A 17,503-nucleotide genomic window follows, 5' to 3' on the forward strand; every position below is an offset into this window, starting at 1 on the left:
CGCTCCGGACGTCAAGACTGTCGCGCAAAGGAGAGACCTTTGCCCGTTATGGAGTGTTAGGGTCCGCTAGCCGTTGTGAGGGAAGGGCAAAACTCCCCCGGCCGTCACGCCGCAGCGATCGGCAGCACGATGGTGACCCGCGTGCCGCCCTCCCCCGCCTCGCCCTGCAAACGAGCGTGGATGCTGCGAGCGAGCCCTTCGAGAATCCGGCTGCCGGTGCCCTGAAGCGGACCGGTGGCACCGATGCCGTTGTCGGCCACCGTGCAGAGCCAGGTGCCGTCGCGCCTGGCCAAGCCGATACGGATCAACGCACCATTCTTGTTCGGGAAGGCATGCTTTGCCGCGTTCGTCACCAGCTCCGTCAGCATCAGCGCGAGCCGATGACACTGCGCAGCAGGCAACAAGCCGCTTTCGATCGCAGCCTCGCAACGGATGCCCGCCGGCTCCAGCACGGCCTCGGAGATCGATTTGCACAGGCCTTCGAAGAAGGCCGCTGTGGAGACCAGCGGCAGATCGTCATGATCGGACAAGAGTTGATAGAGCCTGCCGAAGGCGACGATGCGCCGCTCGAGCCGGTCCACCACCATCGACACATCGCCGCTGCCCGCACGCGTGAAATCGCGACGGACTGACGCACCCAGCAGTGTCAGCGTGTTCTTCATGCGATGATGGGATTCCCGCAGCACGAGTTCCCAATCACGCGACTGCTCATCGAGACTGGCGACGAATTGAGATCGAACGACATGGTCGTTCGGCCGAGCGCCGATAATGGACATCATGGCCTCCCCGTTGAAATAGGATCTAACTCGAAGGCCATACTGGATGCATCGCAGCCGTTTAGCCCGTTAGACGTTGCAAGATTCTGTTATGAAGGGCGGTGCAGTCACCCGGTTAGCACCCTCTCGATCACTGCCGACGGGACTGCTCAGCTGGCCCGGCCGTGCCTAAAATTGCTGCTTTGGGGTGCAATTGCCGGGATCGTCTCCATGCAATCGGCCCACCGTCACGCGATTTCGCCACTTTCGGCCAGTTTACTGTACGGTGCGTTCTGGTAGTTCAAAGTGCCGACATTGCCCTTTCACCGGAATTACTCGCCAGTGCCAGACACCAACGAGCAGGATTCGGCCATTGCCTTCGGGCCCTTCCGCTTGTTCGCGAAATCGCGATTGCTTGAAAAGAACGGCGCACCGCATCATCTCGGCGGCCGCGCGCTCGATATCCTGATCTGTCTCGCCGAACGTGCCGGCGAGGTCGTGGACAAGCGAGAGTTGATCAAGCGCGTCTGGGCCGACGTCAACGTCGACGAGGGAAGCCTGCGCTTCCACATCACGACGCTTCGCAAGGCTTTGGACGACAAGGCCCTGGGCGCTGCCGGGGAAGCATCCCGCTATGTGATCAACGTCCCCGGCCGCGGCTATTGTTTCGCGGCCCCGCTGCTCCGGGCTGCGCCTTCGGAGAGCCGGGCCGGCCCGCCGGCCGCTTCGCCCCGCTCGCTGCCCACGCCGCTTGCCAGGATGATCGGACGGGACGATGCGGTCGAGAAGATCTGCGCTGAGCTTGCCCAGCATCGCTTCGTCACGATCGTCGGCCCGGGCGGAATCGGCAAGACTTCGGTCGCACTTGCCGTCGCGCACCGCGAGCTCGCGGCCTTCGGTGACCAGGTGTGTTTCGTCGATTTCGGCGCATTGACGGATGTCCGGCTGGTCCCGGGCACGATTGCTTCCGCACTGGGCCTGACCGTCAATGCCGACGATCCCGTACCGAGCCTGCTCGCGGTCCTGCGCAGCCGGCGCATGCTGCTGGTGTTCGACAGCTGCGAGCATATCCTCGACGAGCTCGCCCCTCTGGCCGAGCGCATGGTCCGCGAAGCTCCGCAGCTGCATATCCTGGCCACCAGCCGCGAATCCCTTCGTACCGAAGGTGAGCGCGTCCACCGGCTGTTTCCGCTGGATTGCCCGCCGCAGCGCGAAGGCCTCGGCATCGCCGACATCCTTGCCTATCCCGCAAGCCAGCTCTTCGTGGAACGCATTGCCGAGAGCCTGAGCGAATTCGAGCTCACCGAGGAGGATGCGCCGCTCGTTGCCGAAATCTGCCGGCGCCTGGACGGCATTGCATTGGCAATCGAGCTCGCCGCCGGACGCGTCAACGCCTATGGCATTGCCGGGACCGCATCACTGCTCGACAGCCGCTTCTCGCTGCTGTGGCGGGGACGGCGCACCGCGATTCCGCGGCACCAGACGCTGAGCGCCGCGCTCGCCTGGAGCTACGATCTGCTGCCGCCGACCGAGAGCGCGACCCTGCGCGGCTTGTCGGTGTTCGTCGGGCCGTTCACGCTGGAAGCCGCGCTTGCGGTCGCGTCCTGCCAGGGCATCGGCGAGGCCGAAGGCGTGGAAGCCATTTCGAACCTGCTCTCCAAATCCCTGATCGCGACCTCGCCGGCGGAGCGGCGGCTGCGCTATCGCCTGCTCGACACCACCCGCGCCTTCATGGCGGACAAGCTGGTCGAGCACGGCGAAGCGGACCGTGTCGCGCGCGCCCACGCCGAATATTTCCGCGACGTCCTGCACGACATTGCCGTCAAATCCACGGGCATGCAGAGCGCGGGCGGCTTTCTCCCCTATGCCGACCATTTGCCTAATGTCAGGGCCGCGCTGACCTTCAGCTTTTCGGACCGCGGCGACCGGACGATCGGCGTGGATCTGGCGGCCTCGGCGGCCCAGTTCTTCCTCGAACTGACATTGCTGACGGAATGCTACCGATGGACCCAGCAGGCGCTGGCGTCCCTCGACACGCGCGCCGTCGACGGCCGCCAGGAGATGACCCTGCAGGCCGCGCTCGGCGTCTCCGTGATGTTCACACAGGGCAATACGGAAGCGGTTCGGTCGGCCTTCACGCGCAGCCTCGAACTCGCCCGTCAGCTCGATGACCTGCACTGGCAGCTCTGGCTGCTGCGCGGCTTGCACATCTACCTGACCAGAGTCGGAGATTTTCACGGCGCGCTCGACACCGGCCAACAGGGCGAGGGCGTTGCACGCAAACTGAATGATTCCGCGGCCACGCTGAACGTGGACTGGATGCTCGGCGTCGCGCATCATCTGATCGGCAACCAGGACAAGGCGGTTCGGTTCTGCGAAAGCGCGATGGTGCAGAATCCCGGCTCGCAACGGCTGAACATCGGGCACCTCGGTTATGACGACCGCATCGTCGCGCTGGTCGCGCTGGCGCGCGGGCTCTGGCTCACGGGGCGGCCCGAGCGAGCGGTCGAGGTGGCCAGATACACCATTCGCGAGGCCGAGCTACTGGAGCAACCTCTCACCCTCGGCATCTCCCTGATCTGGACGATCTACGTGTTTCTCTGGGTCGGCGACTGGGCCGATGCCGAAATCCTGATCGAGCGGCTGATCGATCATTCCGCACGTCACTTCCTCGGCCCCTATCACGCGGTCGGCATCGGCCAGAAGGGCGAGCTGCTGCTGCGACGCGGCGACGTCGCGGCGGGTATCGAGCACCTTCGCCGCAGCCAGGCCACGTTGTACGCGACACGGCACCGCATCATGACGACGGTGTTTGCGACGGCACTCGCGGAGGGGCTTGCCGCCCAGAACCAGCCGGACGCGGCCTTGCAGACGATCAACGAGGCGATCGCCCAGATTCCCGATCATGGCGAATCCTTCGACATGCCGGAGATGCTCAGGATCAAGGGTGACATCCTCGCCGGGTCGGGCCACGCTGCAGAGGCGGAGAGGACCTTGCGCAAATCGCTCGATCTGTCCCGGCGTCAATCCGCGGTCGGCTGGGAGCTTCGCGGGGCGATCAGCCTCGGCCGCATCTGGGAGCGGGCAGGCCAGCCCGCTGACGTCCGCGCTTTGCTCACCCCCCTCGTTGCGCGCTACCAGGAGGGCTTGCAGACTCGCGATCTGATCGCTGCCAGGGAGCTGCTGAGCACCCTGAATTGAGAGTATCTTCAACGAGATACCGCCAGGAGGCCCGCTCGCAACTCCTAACAACTTCTAACACGCCAAGCCGCATCGTCCCCGCCATGGTGGAAACACTCACGGTGGACATGGCGGGACATGGCGCTTCTTGACGATGTAATCGATGCCAGCGGCGGAATGGCCCGCTGGAACAGCTTGAACCGGTTCACGCTCCACCTTTCCGTTGGCGGAACGCTGTTCTCTGGTGCCGGCCATGCCCGGGAATTCAAGGACGTGACCGCGGAAGGCTCGACCCGGACGCAATCGGTGCGGTTCACCGGCATCACCGGGGGTGAGTACTCCGGCTCCTTTCAACCAGATGCAATCACCATCGAGAGCCTGGATGGGGAAGTGTTCCGGGCCTGGCCTGACCCCAGCCTTGCGTTTCCCGAGGTAGATCCATCGGCGCTCGCTGATGAGCTGCACCTGATCTTCTTCTGCGGCGTCGCGATCTGGAGCTATCTGACGATTCCATTCCTGCTGGCCCATCCCGACGTCGTGATCGAGGAGCTGTCGCCCTGGCAGGAGAATGCCGAAACCTGGCGACGGCTGCGGGCACAATTCCCGGCTCACCTGATGACGCTCGCGCCCGAGCAGGTCTTCTATTTCGACGAGAGCGCGCTGCAGCGGCGGACAGATCACGACCTCTTCGGGATGAAGGTCGCGCACTCCTCCTGGGCTCATGACAGCTTCGGCGGCATCGTGGTGCCGACACTTCGGCGCGCGCAGACAGTGCGGCCCGATGGAACCGTGATTGCCAAGCCGGTGCTGATGGACGTCGAGATCTTCGACGCCGTCTTCGAATAGCGGCGACGCGCCTGGTACGGCCGCTCTCAACGCCTAACAATACATAACGGGCCAACAGCCGACTTTGAGCGCAGATTGGGTTCGCGAGCAACGAACGACGTGCTCGAACGAAACCCAGGCGACGCAGCCACGCGCGTGGAATGCGCCGCAGCACTTTCCGCAAACCCTCACGCTACGCGCAAGAGCAACGACATGAGCATTCCAGCCGCCCTCGCCCTCTCCGCCGCAATGGCTTGCGCCGCCGTACAGGCCTCGGCGCAGGAATTGCGATCGAGCCGGCGCTCGATCAGCTATCACACCATCGATATCGGCGGTCTCAAGACCTTCTATCGCGAGGCCGGATCGCCCGACGCCCCGGCCGTGCTGCTGCTGCACGGCTTTCCGTCCTCGTCGCGGATGTGGGAGCCCTTGCTGCCGCTGCTGGCCGACAAATATCACGTGATCGCACCTGATTATCCGGGCTTCGGCAACAGCAGCGCGCCGCCGCCGTCCGATTTCGACTATACGTTCGACAACATCGCCGGCGTAATAACCGAGCTGACGGCCAAGCTCGGCCTCGGCAATTCCGTCCTGTTCATGCAGGACTATGGCGGTCCCGTCGGCTTCCGCATGGCGCTGGCGCATCCCGAACGGGTGCGCGGGATCATCATCCAGAACGCCGTGTCGCACGAGCAGGGCCTGAGCCCGCTCTGGGATGCGCGCCGCAGATATTGGGCCGATCCGGCACACGAACTCGAAGCGCTCAAGGCCAATTTCATCTCGCTGGCGGCGACGCGCCAGCGGCATCTCGGCTCCAGCCCACACCCCGAACGTTACGACCCCGATACCTGGAACGACGAATACGCGTTCCTGACGCGTCCGGGACAGGCCGAGATCCAGACCACGCTGTTCTTGGATTACCGGACCAACGTCGCCTCCTATCCGAAATGGCAGGAGTGGCTGCGCAAGACCCGGCCGCCGACGCTGGTGGTCTGGGGCAAATACGATCCGTCCTTCACCGTTGCCGGCGCTTCGGCCTATCGCGACGACGTTCCGGATGCGGAGGTTCACCTCCTGGACGCGGGCCATTTCGCGCTGGATGAAGCCACCGACGAAATCGCTGCGCGCGTTCGCGACTTCCTTGCGCGACTGGACGGACACAAGGGCTGAACGGCAACCGCGTGGCGGATCGCCACGCTACACACCATGCAACGACGATAGGAGCAACACGTGTCCGACAACATCAACCGTGAACGCCGCCGCTTTTTCGGAAGTGCCGCCATGACGCTCGCAGCCGCCCAGCTTTCGCTCACCGCGACCGCCTCGGCTGAGACGGCCAAGCCGGCCAAGCCCGCCGTCGCCATCAAGCCGGGAGCCAGCACGGCGTTCGCGTCCCTGAAGCAGATCGACGCCGGCCTCCTCAACGTCGGCTATGCCGAGGCGGGTCCCGCGGATGGTCCGCCCGTGATCCTGCTGCACGGCTGGCCCTATGACATCTACAGCTTCGTCGACGTCGCACCGCTGCTCGCGGCGGCCGGCCATCGCGTGATCATCCCGTATCTGCGCGGCTACGGCAGCACGCGCCTGCTCTCCGACGCGACGATGCGGAACGGTCAGCCGGCGGCGATCGCAACCGACGTCATCGCGCTGATGGACGCGCTCAAGATCGAGAAGGCAACGCTCGCCGGCTTCGACTGGGGCGCGCGCACCGCCAACATCGTCGCCGCCCTCTGGCCGGAGCGCGTCAAGGCGATGGTCTCGGTGAGCGGCTATCTGATCGGCAGCCAGCAGGCCGGCAAGATGCCGTTGCCGCCGAAGGCCGAGCTGCAATGGTGGTACCAGTTCTATTTCGCGACCGAACGCGGCCGCGAAGGCTATGACAAGTACCGTCGGGATTTTTCGCGGCTGATCTGGCAACTCGCCTCGCCGCAATGGCATTTCGACGATGCCACCTTCGAGCGCAGCGCGGCGGCCTTCGACAATCCGGACCACGTCGCGATCGTGATTCACAATTATCGCTGGCGCCTCGGCCTCGCCGAGGGCGAAGCGAAATACGACGCCTACGAGGCCCGGTTGGCGCAGGCCCCCGTGATCACGGTGCCCACCATCACCATGGAAGGTGACGCTAACGGGGCGCCGCATCCGCAGCCGTCCGCCTACGCCGCAAAATTCTCCGGGCGCTATTCGCACCGGACCATCAAGGGCGGCATCGGGCACAATCTGCCGCAGGAGGCGCCCAAGGACTTTGCCGATGCCATCCTGGACGTGGCAGCCGCGAGCTAGCATCACAATGGCGAAACCCGCACCAAGGGAGCGACCAGGGATGCGCCGGCTGTTTGCGACCCTCGCCTTGCTCGTCGTCGTTCTGCTCGTGCTGATCCAGTTCGGTCCGGCATGGCTGCCGGGATAAACCCTTCGGCTTGATCAGGCAGACGGCGGGTTCAGCATGAGCCGTGCGGCTTTGAGATCGGCGGTCTCGAACCCCTCGGTGAACCGCGCATAGGTCCTGGCGAGCTGCTCGCGCGGATCTTGGACACCCTGCCGCTCGCGCAGCCGCGCGAGCGACATCTCGGTGCGCAGCCGCCAGGATAGCGCCCCCTGTCGCTCGGCGAGCTCCGCCGACGCGACGAGGCTTGCCTCGGCCGCGTCGAGGTTCCCGCTCTGCGCCTCGAGCTCTCCGCGCAGACGGAGCAGTTCCGGCATATCGAAGGCGCCGCCTTCCTGCTCGACGCGGTCGGTGGTTTCGTGCAGGACCTGCGCGCCTTCCGCCAATCGCCCCGACAAGGCCAGCCCGCGGGACAGATCCGCGGCGAATGCCGACATATAGAGCTCGTAGCGATCCGCGTGCAGGCGCGGGAGCGCGCTCCGCAACAGGTCGATGCCGCCGGTTACCTCGCCATGGGCGATCAAGGTCTGCGCCCGAAACCCGGTCGCAACGGCTTCGTAGGGGACGAGCCCGTGCATGCTCGCGTGCGTCGCCAGGCGAGCGCTCATGGTCTCGACGGCGGACCAGTCACCGACCCAGCCGAACACCGAGGCGGACCAGCACAGCGCGATACAATGCATGACCACGTCGCGCGGCGCCGACGCACCGACGAGCGGGAGGACGCATTCGAGCGCGCGATCGGGATAGCCGCGCAGCCACAACACCCGCGCGAGCGGAATCTGCGGCGTACGCGAATAGGCGAAATGTCCGGGTTGCGTGCCCCGCAGCGCGGCGTCGTCGCGCATGCCCTCGTCGAGATGAGCTTGCGCCTCGGCCTGGTCGCCGGCGAGGTGATAGGACACCCCGAGAAGCGCCTTGCTGCCGGCAATGCCCGCGGTATCTCCGATCAGGCGCGCAATCCGTTCGGCGTGACGCGCTGTCGGCACCAGATGCCGGTAACCGCCGGTGCGGCGGTAGTACATGTTCAACCGCGACAGCAGCCTGAACGTGTTGGCGTGATCGCCGAGCGTTTGCGCGATCTCCAGCCCGCGCCGGAGCGCGGCTTCCGCCTGCTCGCTGTTGCGCTCGGTGAACATGGAGGCGTGGCCGAGCGTCGACTGAAGCTCGAGCTCCCATCGGCCGCCGCGATCGGCGTCGTCGAGCATTGCGAGTGCGCGATCGGACCAGATGCGCGCCTCGTTCAGCAAATTGAGCTCGACGAAAAGACCCGTGCAACTGCCGGCAAGCGGCACGCGCAAATCCGCGCCTTCATCATTGGCGTAGCTCCAAGCCAGCGCCGCGCGGGCATCGGCGAGCAGGCCCGCCCGCTGATGCGAGCGTGACAGCTGGCCGCTGCCACCCTGCGCCGTCGGGCCGGCTTCGAGCGTGCGTTGGACATGACATGCGTGACGGCGCGCGATGACGTTGGCCTCACCGACATCCACCAGTTTCTGCATGGCATAGGCACGCGTCGCGTCCAGCAGCCGATAACGCCGCGATGCGCCATCCGGCTGCGAGGAGACCAGCGACTTGGCCACGAGTTGCTCCAGCGCGTCGATGACGCGATCTTCCGGCGTCTCCTGCTCGGCCGCCACCGCTATGGCGCCCTTCAGGGTGAAGTGACCTGCGAAGACGGCGAGCCGCTGGAACACGACGCGCTCGTTCTCGCCGATCAGGCCGAAACTCCAGTCGAGCGTAGCGCCGAGCGTCTGCTGCCGCGGCGGCGCCGTTCGCCGTCCGCGCCATTCGAGCTGCAGGCGGCTGTCGAGCAGCGCCGCCATCTCACGCAGCCCGTAGAGACCGACGCGGGCGGCGGCGAGTTCGATCGCGAGCGCGATGCCGTCGAGCTTGCCGCAGATCTGCACTAGGACTTCCGCATCCTCGTCGGTGAGGTCGTCGCGATGCCCCGCCGCATTGGCGCGATCGACGAAAAGACGCGCAGCCGGATAGCCCAGCACCTCGTCAGCGCTGAGGCGCGTGCCCTGCGGCGGGCCCGGCAGCGGAACGAGCTCGAAGATCTGCTCGCCGGACACCAGCAGCGACTCGCGGGAGGTGGCGAGGATGGCGACGCCGGGCGCCTCGCGATGGATGTCCTCTGCGAGACGCGCGACAGCGTCGATGACGTGCTCGCAGCTATCGAGAACGAGAAGCAGCCTCCGCCCACGCAGGAAATTGACGATGCTGTCGCTCGGATCGTTGTGATGCACGACGAGGCCCAGCGCGGCGGCAACCGTGCTCGCCACCAGCGCGGCGTCCTTGAGCGGACCGAATTCGAGGAAATGGACGTTGCCCTCGAACCTGTCGCACAGGTCATGCGCGAGCGCGACCGCGATGGTGGTCTTGCCGATGCCGCCTGGCCCGCGCAGCGTGACGAAACGATCGCGGAGCAAGCGCGGCGCCAATTCGGCCACGATTTCGTCCCGCCCGACCATCCGGTCCAGACGATGCGGCAGAGACGGTGACGGCGCCACCTTATTGGGCGGCAGCGACGCGGGTGCAGGCGGCTCTGCGCGTGTGCCGCGCTGCACCGGCGCGACGAAGCAATAACCCCGGCTCGGGATGTTGGTGATGTAGCGGACACCGTCCTTGCCATCGCCGAGCGCCTTGCGCAGCTCCGCGACATGAACCCGCAGGCTGATCTCCTCGACGGAGAGTCCGGACCACGCGTAGCTGAGAATCTCGCTCTTAGGCACCACTTCGCCGGCACGGCTGACGAGCAGGCGCAAAATATCCATCGCGCGGCTGCCGAGCTTGACCGGCTCGCCGTCCTTCTGCAGCAGCCGCGACCGAAGCGAGAACGGCCCGAACGAGACGGCATCGAGATCAGGGATCGTTCCGGCGCCGGCGCCGCGGGGGCCATGTCCTGCCGAGAGGTCGGTCACATTTTGCTCATCTTGACGACGGCTTCCTCGAAACGCGCAGGGACTATACCCGGACCCGATGCGAGGTCCAGCGAAGGCCCTGCGCTAATCCCAAATCGGCACGTCGATTCCCCACGCGATGCTCCGTGAGGGCCCCTCAAACAGGGCAGCCAGCCGAATATTCGACAAATTGGACCTAATCAAACGTCTGCGGCGGGCTGTCGCACCTGGCGCACAAAATCTAACAACTCCTCATCACCACTAACGGGCGTCCTGGCCAGCTCACGCCTATCCTTCGAGCATGGAAAGCATTGGGCTTGCGCGTTTGCCGGTCGTCGCAAGCAGCCACTGGACTAGGAGAGGACGAGCGATGTCGAACAATTTGCACGCGGCCCATGCCTGGATCGATCTTCCGGCCGGCGCTCGGGATCACGAGGTTCTTCGCCCCGCGCATGTGATCGCCTGGGAGAGCCGATGGCGTCAGAATGATCTTCCACCGGATGGTGCGACCGAGGACGTCACCATCTCGCGATGGGAGGACCTGCGGAGCAGTTCGTCCCACGAAACGACGACGCCGGACGATCGCTATTTCATCGGCATTGCCCTGAAGACCACGCGCGCGAAGCTGACACGGGACCGCCAGGTCATTTTCGACGGCACGATGCCCGCAGGGACGCTCTATGTCACCGCTCCGTCGAAGTCTCTCGGCGTGCAATTCCAGTCGCCATGCGCCTTCCTGCACGTCCACATTGCCACGGATCATCTTCCGGCGCATGTCGTGGCGGCTGACGGGCTCAATGACCTCGTGCTGTTGCGCGATCCACTCGCCGCCGAGCTTGCCAAGGCGCTGATCGAGCAGAGCGATGCCGCTGACCGGCGTTTTACGCAGTGCATCGGCCAGACCCTGGCGATGCATCTCACCCGGATGGAGTTGCCGCGCGTTCGGGTCAATGCCTTGCCGAAATGGCGACTGCGGCGTGTCGAGCAATATATCGCAGATCATTTCCACCGCTGCATCAGCCTGTCCGAACTCGCTAACGTCGCCGGCCTGTCCCGAATGCACTTTGCGGCGCAATTCCGCATCGCGACCGGTTACCGTCCCCGCGAATATCTGCTCAATTACCGGACCGAGCAGGCGAAGATGCTGCTTGCGACCACCGAGCGGCCATTGGCAGAGATCGCGCTCGCCGTGGGCTTCAGTACGCAGGCGCATTTTTCGACCGTGTTCAAGCGCATCAGCGGTGAATCGCCGGCACGCTGGCGCCTCGCCAGCAGGGATGAACGGCTCGAGGTCGAAGCGCCGCCGCGGCGACGTCCTTCCCCGGAGGTCGGTTGGATCACCAGCGCCGCGGCGTAGTGCCGCCTCAGGGGCACGAGAGGGCTACACCGGATCGAACGCGCGGATCGGCGGCAGATTGCCGGTGAACTTCTCCACCTCGACCACCGTCAGCTGTCCGGTGCAGCCTTGCGCGAACGACGAAGTCCCGACGTCGCGGGTGAGCACGTTCGGATTGCCGTGAACGCACAGCGGCGCCTCGTCTTCGGGATCCATCGGATCGTACCAGGCGCCGGTCGGAAGCTGGACCACGCCGGGCGCGATGTCATCGGTGACGTGGACCGCGGCAAGGCACGCCCCGCGATCGTTGAACAGGCGGATGATGTCGCCGTCCCCGATGCCGCGCGCATTCGCATCGACCGGGTTCATCCGCGCGACCTCACGGCCGCGATGTTTCGCGCCAAGCGAATGGCCGCCGAAATCGAGCTGGCTGTGCAGGCGCGTCACCGGCTGGTTGGCGACGAGGAAGCACGGCGCCCCCGGCCTGGGCAAGTCGGTCTTGTCGAGCCAGACCGGATGTCCCGGACAATCCGCATCGTTATGCCCCGCGATCTTGGCCGAAAATATCTCGATGCGCCCGCTCGGCGTCGGCAGCGCGTGATCGACGGGATCCTCACGGAAGCGGCGCAGCCGGCCGCCGTCATCGGGCTGCTGCGGCACGACCAGGCTGCCGCGCGCCCAGAACTCCTCGAAGTGAGGCGCTTCCAGTCCGCGCCTGGCGAGCGAGGCGCGGGTCGGCTCGTAGAGATGCTCCAGCCACTGCCGCGACGTGCGGCCCTCGGTGAAGGGTTCGCGCGCGCCGAGACGGTCGGCGAGATCGGCGAAGATATCGTAATCGTCGCGCGCAAGCCCAAACGGCTCGGCGACCTGATGCATGGCGACCATCAAGGGATCGTTGCTGGAATAGCCGATGTCCTCGCGCTCGAGCGTCATCGTCGCGGGCAGCACGATGTCGGCGTGACGGGCGGTGGCGGTCCAGGCGAGCTCGTGCACGACGAACGTATCGAGCTGCGCAAAGGCCTTGCGCAGGCGGTTGATGTCCTGGTGATGATGAAAGGGATTGCCGCCCGCCCAGTAGACCATGCGGATGTCCGGATAGGTTCGCGTCTCGCCGTTGTAGCGATAGGCACTGCCCGGCTTGAGCAGCATGTCGGCGATGCGCGCCACCGGGATGAAATCGGCAACGCCGTTGCGGCCCTGTCCCAGCGTCGGCCCCGGCACGTCGTTGACGCGGCGGCCGTAATAGCCGATCGCCCCGAGCGAATAGGCATAGCCGCCGCCGGGAAGGCCGATCTGGCCGAGCGCTGCCGCCAGCACCATGCCCATCCACACCGGCTGCTCGCCATGCTCGGCCCGCTGCAGCGAATGCGAGACGGTGATCAGTGCGCGCTTTCCGGCCAGCCGGCGCGCCAGCGTGCGGATCGTCTCGGCATCGACGCCCGCGATCGCGGCCGCCCACTCGGCATGCTTTGCCTGCCCGTCGCTCTCGCCGGTGAGATAGCGCAGGAAGACCGGCCACCCTTCGGTGTAGCGATCGAGGAAGGCCTGATCGTGCAGGCCTTCGCTGACCAACGTATGGACGAGGCCGAGCATCAAGGCGGTATCGGTGCTCGGCACGCAGGTCATCCACTCCGCACCGGCCTCGACGGGCAGGTCTTCGCGAAGCGGGCTGACCAGGATGAACTCGCAGCCGCGCTTGCGGGCTGCTGCCATGGCACCGCGCTCGACATGCTTGCTGATGGAGCCGCCGGCCACCATGGAGTTCTTCAGCGCCATGCCGCCGAACGCCAGCACGATGTCGGTGTCGGCAGCGATCTGCTCCCAGGTGACGTTGCGCTTGGTGATGTCTTCATAGCCCGCGAGGATTTGCGGCAGCAGCACCGACGACGCGCCCGAGGAATAGGAATTGACCGAGCGCACATAGCCGCCCATCGCGATGTTGAGGAAACGATGCACCTGGCTCTGGGCGTGATGAAAGCGCCCGGCGCTCGACCAGCCATAGGAGCCGCCGAATACGGCGCCCGGCCCGCGCGTGTCACGGATGCGGCCGAGCTCGTCGCCGAGGAGGTCAAGGGCCTTTTCCCAGCTCACGGAGACGAATTCGTCGCGGCCGCGGCGATCGTCGGGCCCCGGCCCGCGCTCGAGCCAGCCGCGGCGAATCGCCGGCTGGGCAATGCGCGCTTGGTGGCGGAGCGTGCCGGGGAAATTATCGATGATGCCGTTCGGATCGGGATCGCCCGCATAGGCCCTGACCTCCAGACCGGTCGCGCTCTGACGCGCGGAAAACACGCCCCAATGCGAGGTGTGCGGCTTGAAGCCATCCGAGAGGTCGAGACCGGGATCGGGGAAGCCAATCGTATCGTCCATCATCTGATCCTTGTTCCGGCGTCGGCCTTCAATCAAGATGGTAATATACCGATCCGATCCGGAATTCGTCGAGATGAGCGTTGACGGAAACGCTGGGCTGCCCCGCGCGAGGCCCGAGGCCGCTGCCGGGGCTGTTCGCCCGAGCCCGATGGGGCGACTGCACGGCGAGGAACGAAAGCCTCGACCGTTTCATTGATGCCGCAGGAGCAGCATGGGCAAGCTATTCATCAGCGTCGTCGTCGTGAGCCTGGCGATCGGCATCGCCTTCGCGGTCTTCGTGATCACGTTATGACGATGCTCGCCGGGACGTGCAGCATAGAACCTGCCGATGTCCGGCATCACCCACCTGCGCAGCTATCCACCAACAGCTGCCAGATCCGCTGCGCCTCGCCTTTCGCGTGATCCTCCGGTGCCTTCTCGGCACTGGATCGGCCAGAGATGGCGCGCGCTTCACGCGGCACGATCCACCGTTCCGAGATCGGGTCGTACCATTTTCCAATGTTCATCTAGAATTTCCGGCGGTCGAGCGTTGCGCCTCCCGCGGCCCGATGCGAACCATTCGACGGCGCGGCGCTCAATTTACCAATCAGCGCCGCGTACGAACGTTCCTCCCACGGCATCAGCCCGGCCGGGCCGGATGAAGCGTGCGCGGATGCCGCTCGTGCAGCAGGCGGGCGAGCTCCTCGCGCTCGGTAGCGCGGCCCTTCATGGCGGTCTCGAACAGCGCCTCCTGGATATCGCGGGGCATATCGCCCCACACGTCCATCGCCGCGCGTCCGAGCAGGCCCGCAAGATGATCAATTCCGTCGCTCATTCGGCTCTCCTGGTGTCACCACGGAATGGAACAGCTGTGGCCGTAAGGCGTTCCAGTGTCATCATTGTCAAAGGAGTGTCATTTATGGGTTTCTTCACCAAGGACATCAAAACGATGGAAGACCTGCTGCTGCACGGGCTGCAGGACATCTATTACGCCGAACAGCAGATCCTCAAGGCGCTGCCGAAGATGATCGACAAGGCGACCAACCGGGACCTCGTCACCGGGCTGAAAGCCCATCTGGACGAGACCAACAAGCAGGTGGAGCGGCTCGGCAAGGTGTTCGCGAAGCTCGGCAAGGAGCCCAGCGGCACGCAATGTCCTGCGATCGACGGCATCATCAAGGAGGCCGACGAGACCGCCGGAGAGATCGAGGACAAGGCCGTGCTCGACGCCGCGATCGTCGCCAACGCACAGGCTGTGGAGCACTACGAGATGTGCCGCTACGGCACGCTGATCGCCTGGGCGGAAGAGCTCGGCCACGACGATATCGTGCGCTTTCTCACCACCAATCTGAACGAAGAGAAGGCCGCCAACACCAAGCTGAACACGGTGGCTCTGCGCAAGGGCGTCAACGCCAAGGCGTCCAACGCCGCCTGATTGAGAAGCGCGGGAAGCAATCCGGGACTCTCCGCGGAGACGTTCTGGATTGCTTCGTCGCCAACGCATTGCCGTAGGGTGGGCAAAGGCGCCTAGCGCCGGGCCCACGATCTCCATTCACAAGCAACACAGACGTGGGCACGCTTGCGCTTTGCCCACCCTACGAGATCGAGCTTGTGGCACGCAGCTTGGCTTGCGGACATGCCTTCGCGTTCTCGCGGCGCGTTTTGCCCGAGCTTTGCTTCGTCGCTCCACCCTCTAAAGCCAAGAGGGCGCAGGGAAGGCCGGGTGCCGGCTGGCACCCGCGGTCCGCTGCGCGAAATGCACACGCAGAAAGAACCGCACAGCAGCATACAGGTGTCGCCGATCACTCGGCCTTCCCTGCGCGATGGCTGGACGGCTTATGCCGTGATCTCCCGGGAGCCGACCATTCCTTCTGGCCTCCCTCGCCGTTCGAATTGACGATGCCGTCCACCCGGTTGGGCTCGCGCACATCTTCGAACGGCTTGACCGTGGCAACGACGGCCAGGACCACACGGTTTTGCCGTACGCACGGCCCGCCATGTCGCCGCAGTTTTTCCAGCCCTGTCGACGGAGCCGGAAACTTACGAGCGAGACGAAGCCTGACAGCGCCGTCGTCCGCACGCGGTTACGGACTCACAGGAACTACCCGCCCTGCCCGCACCTCTCATGCCGACGCTGCCGCGTCCACCGCAAGCCCGGCTCGCGAACATGACGACTTCACGTCGCCCCTCTTGGTGAGCCGGGATGGACGACACATACGCCGAAACCGAATTTCGGTAAAGTGGAATATTATCGCGCGCGTGGATTGACAGCGGGCGACACAGGCAGCGCCCCGCCGGGGGGCCACGGTGCTTGTTTTGCGTCGAGCAGCGTTCCTGCATCCGCGCTGCTGCATCGCGAAACCATTTGCGCCGCAGCATTCAAAAATGAGACTGCCCGTCAAACCAAAGGAGGCGCCAACGCATGCATCGCGTCCGACTTCGGTTAGCTTTCCCATCAAAGCCGCGGGCCGTTCGAAAGCCACGTGGCGACAAAACACGACACACAGGGAGGAGCACAATGTCGAAATGCAGTGTGGGACTGCTCGCGCTGAGCAGCTTGTTTCTTTCAACCGCGGCCTTCGCCCAGGAGAAGATCAAGGTGGGCGTGACCGCAACCCTCGAAGGCACCTACACGGTGCTCGGCGAGGACGGCATGCGCGGCCACCAGACGGCACTCAACGTCCTGGGCAAGAAGGTCGGCGACAAGGAGCTCGAATTCATCGTCGCCTCGACCGACGCGACGCCGGACAGCGCGGTGCGCGCCGTGCGCAAGCTGATCGAGCAGGACAAGGTGCAGATCCTGCTCTCACCGCTCTCCGGCGACGAGGGCATCGCGGTGAAGAATTTTGCAAAAACCCATCCCGAGCTGACCTTCATCAACGCGGCCTCCGGCGCCCAGGAAACGACCTATGTCGATCCTGCCCCGAACTTCTTCCGCTACAACATGGACGGCGCGCAGTGGCAGGTCGGCCTCGGCAAATACGCCTTTGAGGAAAAGAAGTATCGCAAGATCGCGACCGTTGGCGAGGACTATTCCTTTATCTACACCCAGGTGTTCGGCCTCGTGCTCGAGTTCTGCGGCGCCGGCGGACAGGTCACCAACCGGCAATGGGTGCCGCTCGGCACCAAGGACTTCGCCTCGGTCATCGCGGCATTGCCCGACGACGTCGATGCGATCTATCTCGGGCTCGGCGGCGCCGACGCCGTCAACTTCCTCAACCAGTATCAGCAGGCTGGCGGCAAGGCGCATCTGATGGGCGGCTCCATCATGATCGACCAGACCATCCTGTCGTCGAAGGGCAACGCCAAGAACGCCCTGGTCGGCACCATCGCAGCGAGCGGCCAGGCCGACACTTGGGAGGATCCGGGCTGGCAGAAATTCGTGAAGGCCTATCAGGACGCCTTCCCGCCCAACAAGCGATTCCCGAGCCCGTCGCTGCTCGCCACCAACTATTACGGCTCGACCATGGCGCTGATCCTGGCGCTGCGTGCGGTCAATGGCGATCTCTCCAACAACCAAGCCAAGTACAAGGAAGCGCTCGCCAAGATCGAGATCGATGCGCCGAACGGCAAGATCAAGCTCGATTCCAACCGACAGGCGATCGGTACCAACTTCGTCACCGAAGTGGTCGACGACGGCAAGGGCGCGCTGTTCAGCAAGGTCGTGAAGGTGATCCCGAACGTCAACCAGACGCTCGGCTACGACCCGGCCGTCTTCTCCAAGATCGGGCTGCCGAGCCGCACCGTGCCGGAATGTAAGAAGTACTGACGCATC

Annotated in this window: 13 protein-coding genes; 7 read left to right on the plus strand and 6 right to left on the minus strand. The window is 65.0% G+C overall.

Annotated elements, in window-relative coordinates:
• Window positions 1-104 precede the first annotated feature (104 nt).
• Window positions 105-776, minus strand: a complete 672-nt coding sequence (locus C7G42_RS28820) for a sensor histidine kinase (protein ID WP_106952438.1) — start codon at window positions 774-776, stop codon at window positions 105-107.
• A 321-nt stretch (window positions 777-1,097) separates the two neighbouring features.
• Here C7G42_RS28820 and C7G42_RS28825 point away from each other — a divergent pair, with 321 nt between their 5' ends.
• The 4 genes from C7G42_RS28825 (at window position 1,098) to C7G42_RS28840 (ending at window position 7,043) form a co-directional block, all read left to right on the plus strand.
• Entirely contained in the window at window positions 1,098-3,956 is a 2,859-nt protein-coding gene (locus C7G42_RS28825) for an ATP-binding protein (protein ID WP_106952310.1), read from the plus strand.
• A 117-nt stretch (window positions 3,957-4,073) separates the two neighbouring features.
• Window positions 4,074-4,781 (plus strand): hypothetical protein, encoded by a 708-nt coding sequence (locus C7G42_RS28830; protein ID WP_106952311.1) that lies wholly within the window; start codon window positions 4,074-4,076, stop codon window positions 4,779-4,781.
• A 192-nt stretch (window positions 4,782-4,973) separates the two neighbouring features.
• Window positions 4,974-5,930 (plus strand): alpha/beta fold hydrolase, encoded by a 957-nt coding sequence (locus C7G42_RS28835; protein WP_106952312.1) that lies wholly within the window; start codon window positions 4,974-4,976, stop codon window positions 5,928-5,930.
• A 60-nt stretch (window positions 5,931-5,990) separates the two neighbouring features.
• Entirely contained in the window at window positions 5,991-7,043 is a 1,053-nt protein-coding gene (locus C7G42_RS28840) for an alpha/beta fold hydrolase (protein ID WP_106952313.1), read from the plus strand.
• Between the two features lie 141 nt (window positions 7,044-7,184).
• Here the strand turns inward: C7G42_RS28840 and C7G42_RS28845 are convergent, their stop codons facing one another.
• Window positions 7,185-10,067, minus strand: a complete 2,883-nt coding sequence (locus tag C7G42_RS28845) for an ATP-binding protein (protein ID WP_106952314.1) — start codon at window positions 10,065-10,067, stop codon at window positions 7,185-7,187.
• Window positions 10,068-10,416: 349 nt separating this feature from the next.
• Here C7G42_RS28845 and C7G42_RS28850 point away from each other — a divergent pair, with 349 nt between their 5' ends.
• On the plus strand, window positions 10,417-11,403 hold the full coding sequence (locus tag C7G42_RS28850) for a helix-turn-helix domain-containing protein (RefSeq protein ID WP_106952315.1): 987 nt from the start codon (window positions 10,417-10,419) through the stop codon (window positions 11,401-11,403).
• 24 nt (window positions 11,404-11,427) lie between these two features.
• Here the strand turns inward: C7G42_RS28850 and C7G42_RS28855 are convergent, their stop codons facing one another.
• The 4 genes from C7G42_RS28855 to C7G42_RS28860 all read right to left on the minus strand — a co-directional run bounded on the left by C7G42_RS28855 (window position 11,428) and on the right by C7G42_RS28860 (window position 14,563).
• A complete protein-coding gene (locus tag C7G42_RS28855) occupies window positions 11,428-13,749 on the minus strand; it encodes a molybdopterin guanine dinucleotide-containing S/N-oxide reductase (RefSeq protein ID WP_106952439.1) in 2,322 nt (773 codons plus the stop codon).
• Window positions 13,750-13,938: 189 nt separating this feature from the next.
• Window positions 13,939-14,088 carry a hypothetical protein gene (locus C7G42_RS35100; protein ID WP_158537641.1) on the minus strand — a complete coding sequence of 50 codons (150 nt, stop codon included), beginning with the start codon at window positions 14,086-14,088 and terminating at the stop codon, window positions 13,939-13,941.
• On the minus strand, window positions 14,088-14,255 hold the full coding sequence (locus C7G42_RS35520) for a hypothetical protein (RefSeq protein ID WP_199581201.1): 168 nt from the start codon (window positions 14,253-14,255) through the stop codon (window positions 14,088-14,090). The genes C7G42_RS35100 and C7G42_RS35520 overlap by 1 nt, the downstream gene beginning before the upstream one ends.
• Before the next feature lie 113 nt (window positions 14,256-14,368).
• Window positions 14,369-14,563 carry a hypothetical protein gene (locus C7G42_RS28860; RefSeq protein ID WP_094974141.1) on the minus strand — a complete coding sequence of 65 codons (195 nt, stop codon included), beginning with the start codon at window positions 14,561-14,563 and terminating at the stop codon, window positions 14,369-14,371.
• 84 nt (window positions 14,564-14,647) lie between these two features.
• Here C7G42_RS28860 and C7G42_RS28865 point away from each other — a divergent pair, with 84 nt between their 5' ends.
• Together C7G42_RS28865 and C7G42_RS28875 are read left to right on the plus strand one after the other, a co-directional pair.
• On the plus strand, window positions 14,648-15,163 hold the full coding sequence (locus tag C7G42_RS28865) for a YciE/YciF ferroxidase family protein (RefSeq protein WP_094891190.1): 516 nt from the start codon (window positions 14,648-14,650) through the stop codon (window positions 15,161-15,163).
• 1,083 nt (window positions 15,164-16,246) lie between these two features.
• Window positions 16,247-17,497, plus strand: coding sequence for an ABC transporter substrate-binding protein (locus C7G42_RS28875; protein ID WP_106952316.1), 1,251 nt, complete (start codon window positions 16,247-16,249; stop codon window positions 17,495-17,497).
• Window positions 17,498-17,503 lie beyond the last annotated feature (6 nt).

It is taken from the genome of Bradyrhizobium sp. MOS003, assembly GCF_003020125.1.
GTDB lineage: Bacteria > Pseudomonadota > Alphaproteobacteria > Rhizobiales > Xanthobacteraceae > Bradyrhizobium.

Bases quoted from the DNA above. Each gene is read 5' to 3' on its own strand.
- C7G42_RS28865 (WP_094891190.1), top strand. From the start codon at position 14,648: ATGGGTTTCTTCACCAAGGACATCAAAACGATGGAAGACCTGCTGCTG.
- C7G42_RS28830 (WP_106952311.1), top strand. From the start codon at position 4,074: ATGGCGCTTCTTGACGATGTAATCGATGCCAGCGGCGGAATGGCCCGC.
- C7G42_RS28850 (WP_106952315.1), top strand. From the start codon at position 10,417: ATGTCGAACAATTTGCACGCGGCCCATGCCTGGATCGATCTTCCGGCC.
- C7G42_RS35100 (WP_158537641.1), bottom strand. From the start codon at position 14,088: ATGCCGGACATCGGCAGGTTCTATGCTGCACGTCCCGGCGAGCATCGT.
- C7G42_RS28820 (WP_106952438.1), bottom strand. From the start codon at position 776: ATGTCCATTATCGGCGCTCGGCCGAACGACCATGTCGTTCGATCTCAA.
- C7G42_RS28835 (WP_106952312.1), top strand. From the start codon at position 4,974: ATGAGCATTCCAGCCGCCCTCGCCCTCTCCGCCGCAATGGCTTGCGCC.
- C7G42_RS28860 (WP_094974141.1), bottom strand. From the start codon at position 14,563: ATGAGCGACGGAATTGATCATCTTGCGGGCCTGCTCGGACGCGCGGCG.
- C7G42_RS28875 (WP_106952316.1), top strand. From the start codon at position 16,247: ATGTCGAAATGCAGTGTGGGACTGCTCGCGCTGAGCAGCTTGTTTCTT.
- C7G42_RS28855 (WP_106952439.1), bottom strand. From the start codon at position 13,749: ATGGACGATACGATTGGCTTCCCCGATCCCGGTCTCGACCTCTCGGAT.
- C7G42_RS35520 (WP_199581201.1), bottom strand. From the start codon at position 14,255: ATGAACATTGGAAAATGGTACGACCCGATCTCGGAACGGTGGATCGTG.